8 protein-coding genes are annotated in these 6,242 nt (G+C 59.0%); 6 read left to right on the top strand and 2 right to left on the bottom strand.

Annotated elements, in window-relative coordinates:
• Nucleotides 1–226 precede the first annotated feature (226 nt).
• Nucleotides 227–802: an NADPH-dependent FMN reductase gene (locus tag E0L37_RS13845; RefSeq protein ID WP_133492305.1), complete on the bottom strand. Its 576-nt coding sequence runs from the start codon at nucleotides 800–802 to the stop codon at nucleotides 227–229.
• Nucleotides 803–1,044: 242 nt separating this feature from the next.
• On the opposite strand from E0L37_RS13845, the gene E0L37_RS13840 reads away from it, so the two are divergent.
• The 6 genes from E0L37_RS13840 (at nucleotide 1,045) to E0L37_RS13815 (ending at nucleotide 5,136) form a co-directional block, all read left to right on the top strand.
• Entirely contained in the window at nucleotides 1,045–1,485 is a 441-nt protein-coding gene (locus E0L37_RS13840; protein ID WP_133492304.1) for a GAF domain-containing protein, read from the top strand.
• 76 nt (nucleotides 1,486–1,561) lie between these two features.
• Complete coding sequence (locus tag E0L37_RS13835) at nucleotides 1,562–2,449, top strand: haloalkane dehalogenase (RefSeq protein WP_133492303.1); 888 nt, start codon at nucleotides 1,562–1,564, stop codon at nucleotides 2,447–2,449.
• 111 nt (nucleotides 2,450–2,560) lie between these two features.
• Nucleotides 2,561–2,896 carry a zinc ribbon domain-containing protein YjdM gene (locus E0L37_RS13830; protein WP_133492302.1) on the top strand — a complete coding sequence of 112 codons (336 nt, stop codon included), beginning with the start codon at nucleotides 2,561–2,563 and terminating at the stop codon, nucleotides 2,894–2,896.
• A 150-nt stretch (nucleotides 2,897–3,046) separates the two neighbouring features.
• Nucleotides 3,047–4,354 carry a short-chain fatty acid transporter gene (locus tag E0L37_RS13825; protein WP_133492301.1) on the top strand — a complete coding sequence of 436 codons (1,308 nt, stop codon included), beginning with the start codon at nucleotides 3,047–3,049 and terminating at the stop codon, nucleotides 4,352–4,354.
• Nucleotides 4,355–4,561: 207 nt separating this feature from the next.
• A complete protein-coding gene (locus tag E0L37_RS21860; RefSeq protein WP_255433153.1) occupies nucleotides 4,562–4,687 on the top strand; it encodes a hypothetical protein in 126 nt (41 codons plus the stop codon).
• 89 nt (nucleotides 4,688–4,776) lie between these two features.
• Complete coding sequence (locus E0L37_RS13815; protein ID WP_166643068.1) at nucleotides 4,777–5,136, top strand: STAS/SEC14 domain-containing protein; 360 nt, start codon at nucleotides 4,777–4,779, stop codon at nucleotides 5,134–5,136.
• A 133-nt stretch (nucleotides 5,137–5,269) separates the two neighbouring features.
• Here E0L37_RS13815 and E0L37_RS13810 read toward each other — a convergent pair whose 3' ends face one another.
• Entirely contained in the window at nucleotides 5,270–6,223 is a 954-nt protein-coding gene (locus tag E0L37_RS13810) for an aldo/keto reductase (protein ID WP_133492299.1), read from the bottom strand.
• Nucleotides 6,224–6,242 lie beyond the last annotated feature (19 nt).

Genomic DNA, 6,242 nt, shown 5'->3' with positions numbered 1-6,242 from the left:
TCGGCGTTTGAAGGTGCGGGGTGGGGCCATATCTCCCACAGTCTGTACCCTAGGGTCAGAAGCCAGCCTGGTCCCTCCACCCCGACAAGTCTTCTCCTTCTAAGACTTGCCGGGAAACCATACAAGCCAGCTTGCTGGCGAATGCGGTCTCCGGTGTCGGGTATCGCTTGCAGCGGCCCGCCGCCCGGACAAGCGCCCACAGCGGCGTCGTAGTCCGGTTTCACTGTCACGACACGCTCGCGTACGCCTCTTCCTGCCTTGCCTGGCGCAAGGCCTTCGCCCACCACCCTAATTGCGCCAGCAGCTTGGCGAGATTGCGTGCTGCCCGCTCCGGCTCACGCGGGTATCCCTGTTGATCGAATTGCTCCGGCGCATTGGGGAAGCTCACCACCTGGCGGATGGTGGCGGTATGCAGCTCCGCGAACACCAGGCGCAACTGCTCCACCGCCCGCAAGCCGCCGGACACCCCGCCATAGCTGATGAAAGCCACCGGCTTGGCCTGCCAGACGCCGTACACACTGTCCAGCAAGTGCTTCAGCGGTGCGCTGAAGCTGTGATTGTATTCCGGTGTCGCCACCAGAAAGGCGTCGGCGCGGTGCAGACGCCGTTGAATATCGATGGCGGCGGACTCAATCGGCGGCTCATCGGTGGGGGACGGAAACAAAGGCGAGGGATCAACGATATCCAGCTCGATGGCGTCATGATTATCGATCTCGCGAGCGGCCCAGCGGACGATGGTGTCGCAGAACCGGCCTTCCCGGATGCTGCCGTGGATTAAGGCGATGCGGATTGGCTTGGCCATGTTGTTGCTCCATTCGGATCGCGTGATGTGAATTGTGGTTGTGACTCTAAAACCTTAAGTAAGGTTTGGATCAAGGCTTGCTTTGCCTCTGGCGGCGATAGGCGATAAAAATCGCCACGTCGAAAACGGGTGAACGAATAAATGGGATTCGGGGCTGCACGGGTAGTGGCATGCAACTTGCCTACGGTTGTGACACCGATGCCGTACTTTGGTCGGTAAGATTCGCAAAGGGGGGAAGGAAGATGGGGCATCAGCGCGTTATGCAGGAAAGAGTGGAGGCGGTCCGTCAGGCGTTGGCGGTGGACGTCTGCAGTCTGTATCAGGCCTTTCCGGAAGCCGGTGAGCTGGAGTTGGTGGCCAGCGGTGGCTTGGACCCGGAAGCCCTGGGAGCGAGGATGACCTTTTCGCAGGGACTGACCGGCAAAGTGGCGCGTACCGGTCAGCCAGTGGTGGCGAGGCAGGTGGCGGACCACCCGGAGTATCACCATGTGGCGAATTCCGGCGAGGAACGCTTCAAGAGTTATCTGGGCATTCCTTTGAGTAACGGCGACCGGCTGATCGGTGTGCTGGTGATCCAGACCGTGGTTGCCAAAAGCTTTTTCCATAATGATATCCGCGAGTTACACCGAGCCGGAAGGGATGTGCGCGAGGTACTTCTGGCGCGGCGGGCAAGGCTGGAATAAGGGTGGGTTGAGTACCCTGGATGGGGGGAGGAGAATGTGGATCCGTTGTCATCAATAACCATAACAGGAGGACCGCATGCTCAGAGAACAACTGCCTTATCCAAAACACGAGAAGGTCATCCACGGCAAACGTCTGGCCTATGTGGATGAAGGGGAAGGCGATCCGATCGTTTTCCTGCACGGCAACCCGACCTCCGCCTTTCTCTGGCGTAATGTGATGCCGGAATTGGCCGGGCATGGCCGATTGATCGCCCCGGACCTGATCGGTCAGGGCGACTCGGAGAAATTACCCGCCGGAGAAGGCGCCCAGGCTTACGGCTTCGACACGGCCTATCATTATCTGGAAGGCCTTCTGGAGGCGCTTGGCTGTCATCAGCGGGTCACCTTGGTGGTGCATGACTGGGGTAGTGCGCTGGGTTTTCATTGGGCCCGTTGTCATCCCGACGCGGTGAAAGGCATTGCCTATATGGAAGCCATTGTCATGCCGGTGACCTGGGAAGACTGGCCGGAGGCCGCGCGGGGCATTTTCAAAGGGTTCCGCTCCGATAAAGGTGAGGATTTGATTCTTAACCGGAACATGTTCGTCGAGGCGGTGTTACCCGGTTCGGTGATCCGTGATCTGAGTGACGCGGAGATGGCGGAATACCGGCGGCCTTTCCAGAAACCAGCGGATCGCCAGCCTACTCTCAATTGGCCTCGGGATATTCCTATTGATGGTGAACCCGCTGAAACGGTTCGCGTTGTTCAGGATTACGCCGACTGGCTGGCGGCGTCATCGCTGCCAAAACTGTTTATCAACGCGGATCCGGGTTCAATCCTGATTGGCCGGCAGCGTGACTTTTGTCGTACCTGGCCGAATCAGACCGAGGTGACGGTGCGCGGCAGCCATTTTCTTCAGGAAGATTCTCCGGTGGAGATCGGACAGGCGGTGGCTCGCTGGCTGGACGCCATGGACGGTGCCTGAGCGATGTCATGCCGTTTCGTGGCGATCGGAGTATGATAGCCGCCCCGGGAGCGCCTCTGCTGATCGCCGGCCGCCATTCCCGCTTTCCTACGGACTGAACAGGATGCACCAGTGAGTACCTTACCTTCCTGCCCGCAATGCGGCTCCGAATACACCTATGAGGATGGCGCATTTTTTGTCTGTCCGGAATGCGCCCATGAATGGAACAGTGAGAGTGAAAGCGCCGATCAAGGCGCGATGGTCAGGGACGCCAATGGAACGGTCCTGGAAGACGGCGATACCGTGACCGTCATCAAGGACCTGAAGATCAAGGGTTCTTCCTCGGTGGTGAAAGTGGGTACCAAGGTGAAGAATATTCGTCTGGTGGACGGCGACCACAATATTGATTGCAAGATCGATGGCATTGGCGCGATGAAGCTGAAGTCCGAGTTCGTCAAGAAAGCCTGATATCACGGTTCGTTTTCGCGCCCCTGTCCCCGGGGCGCTTCCGTTCTTTTTAGTCAAAGGTCGAATTGAGGTAGGCGTGCCTCCGAGGGTTTCCTATTCTGTTGTTTAATCCGCCGTTGGCGGGATAACGATAACAACTGGGAGACCCTCATGTTGAATACCATCGCCAAACCCTTCGTGCGCCTGGTGGAACGCTATCTGCCGGACCCTTATATCTTTGTCTTGATTCTGACGCTGGTGGCGTTCGCCGCCGCGATGCTGGTGGAAGGCAACTCCCCGCAGGCCGTTATGGTGATGTGGGGAGACGGTTTCTGGGGCCTGCTGACGTTCTCCATGCAGATGTTGCTGGTGCTGGTCACCGGTTTCATGCTCGCCAGTACCCCGCTGGTGAAAGGCATTCTCAATCGACTGGCATCGTTGGCCCGTACACCGGGACAGGCTATCTTGTTGGTGACCTACGTGGCACTGGCGGCCAGTTGGATCAACTGGGGCTTTGGTCTGGTGGTGGGCGGATTGTTCGCCAAGGCATTGGCCCGGCAGGTCCGGGTGCATTACCCCTTGCTGATAGCCGCCGCCTATTCCGGCTTTATTGTCTGGCATGGCGGTCTGGCCGGGTCCATTCCTCTGACCATCGCCACTGAAGGGCATTTCACTCAGGAACAGATCGGTATCATCGGCACAGGCCAGACGATTTTCTCCTTCTTCAATCTGGCCATCGTGGTGATGTTGTTTATCGCCGTGCCGCTGGTGAATCGATGGATGTTGCCGCCGGAGGAAGACAGCCATTATGTCGACGCTGAAACCCTGAAGGACGGCACCGAGGTGGACGTGGCGGTGACGCGGCCGGCCGAGCATCTGGAGAACAGCCGGATTCTGGCCTGGCTGATCGGCTTCAGCGGTATTGCCTACGCCATTAACTACTTCGCCGGTGGCGGTGGCCTTAACCTGAATATCGTCAACTTCATGTTCCTGTTTCTGGCCATCGTACTGCACCAGACACCACGGCGCCTGCTCAACAGCCTCCAGGAGGCGATCAAAGGTGGTGCCGGTATTGTCATTCAGTTCCCGTTTTACGCCGGCATCATGGCGGTAATGACGCAATCCGGGCTGGCGGCCACCATCTCCAACGGCTTCGTTTCCATCGCCAGCGCCGACTCCCTGCCGTTCTGGAGCTTTATCAGCGCCGGCGTGGTGAATATTTTCGTGCCTTCCGGCGGCGGACAATGGGCGGTACAGGCGCCGGTGATGATTCCCGCCGCCCAGGAACTGGGTGCCGATCTGCCCAGGGTGGCCATGGCGGTGGGCTGGGGAGATGCCTGGACCAATCTGCTGCAGCCGTTCTGGGCTTTGCCGGTGCTGGCCATAGCTGGTCTCAAGGCCAAGGACATCATGGGCTTCTGCCTGGTGCAGTTGATTATTACCGGGGCGTTGATCAGTATTGGTCTGACCTGGTTCTAGCCCGCCCCTTTCGGTGACGGGCGACCATGGGCATGACCCGGTCAGGCTGACCGGGCGTGCCGGTGCGCCACCGTCGAGCTCTAATATTGATGGCATGAGTGACAAGTCGGTCAGACGCTGACCGCGGAAGTCGGTAAGCATGCGACCACCGACATCCTCGATTTCGCGGGTATCGGTTTCCACTGCCTGGCGGAAATTGGCGGCGATGTGATTGATCTCCGAAGACAGCTGGCCGATTTCCTCCGCCACCACGCCGAAGACCGTGCCGCACTGCCGGCGCGTCTGGCCGTTCTGGATGATGCCTGTTTCCTGCGGCAGGCGCAGGAAATGTGAGGAGGTTCCTTGGCCGAACCGTCGACCCGGGGGGTATGGTGAAGTTTACGTCCCCGGTAAATATTGAGGATCGCGAAAGGAAGGCCGCCATGTTGGAACGAATTGACCTGCCCGATGAGCGCATTGTCGGTTTGCGTATTGATGGCAGGATAGACCAGGAAAACTTCGATGCGGTGCTGGCGGACATGGAGCGCCGTCTGCAGCAGTATGACACCCTGCGGGTTTATGTGGAGCTGGAAGCGCTGGGCGCCATGAGCCTTGAGACGCTGTTCAAGGATCTCAAGTTTGGTTTGGGGCACATGAGCCGTTTTGATAAGGAGGCGGTGGTGACCGACAAGCAATGGCTACATCGTATCGGTCCAGTGGTGAACAAGCTCTTTCCTTCCGTTGAGGTGAAAGTATTCGCCACGGAGGAAAAGGGCGCCGCGCTGCGTTGGGTGCGCGAGTAGCCGGGAAGTCCTTATGATTCAATCGATTGAATACGTCGGGAGCCGCCGGCCCGCGCACCGGCTGGCGGCTCCCCTGTTACACTCTTCCTGCCGTTGAGTGGTGCCGCCACGGCCACGGCTTTTGGGCTGGGTGTCACTCGTCCCAGAGGTTTTCCAGGGTATAGGGACTACCGGGCTGCGCCCAATTGGCGCCGGATACGTAACGGCGGTGCTTATCCAGGGCGGCGATACGATCCATATCACGGTCATCCAGTTCCAGGTCGGCGGCGGCCAGGTTCTGGCGCAAGCGCTCGGGATTCACCGATTTGGGAATCACCGAGGTACCGCGTTGCGTGGCCCAGCGAATCAACACCTGAGCGGGGCTGGCCTGATGCCGTTCGGCGATCTCCATAATCACCGGATCTTCCAGCAACACCGGTTCGTCGGCGGCCTTGAAAGCCTCCGGCCGGTCAAAGGAGCCCAGCGGCGAATAGGCGGTCAGATGAACGCCGTTGGCGTGGCAAAACGCCAGCATGCTGTTCTGCTGCAGGTAGGGGTGCAGTTCAATCTGGTTCATGGCGGGTTTGATGCGCGCCGTCTCCAGCAGCGCTTGCAGCTTCCTTATGCTGAAATTGGACACACCGATGTGACGGGTCAGGCCATCATCGACCAGGGCCTCCAGGGCAGCCCAGGTGGCGGCTATCGGGCGTTCTTCCAGCGATAACAGGTCTTCTGCGCTATTGGGGAAAACCACGCCGGGTTTATGCGCCACCGGCCAGTGGATCAGGTACAGATCCAGATAATCCAGCCCCAGGTCGAATAGGGTTTGCCGCAGTGCCGGAGCCACTTCTTCCGGAGCATGAGCGCTGTTCCATAATTTCGAGGTGATCCATAATTCCTCGCGACGCACTTCGCCGGCAATCAGCGCCTCGTTCAATGCCTGGCCCACTTCTTTTTCATTACCGTAGATATGGGCGCAATCGATATGGCGATAACCGGCACGGATGGCTTCTCGTACCGCTTGATGAACCTCTCCGGGCTGGGACTTCCAGGTGCCCAGACCGATAATGGGTAGAGTGTCGCCGTTCTCAAAAGCAAGCGTTTGCATGGAGTGACTCCTTGGCCTG

The organism is Alcanivorax sp. 24 (assembly GCF_004360225.1).
In the GTDB taxonomy this organism is placed as follows: domain Bacteria; phylum Pseudomonadota; class Gammaproteobacteria; order Pseudomonadales; family Alcanivoracaceae; genus Alloalcanivorax; species Alloalcanivorax xiamenensis.
Note: the sequence above shows the minus strand (reverse complement) of the source record. Positions and strands in the feature narration are given on the sequence as shown.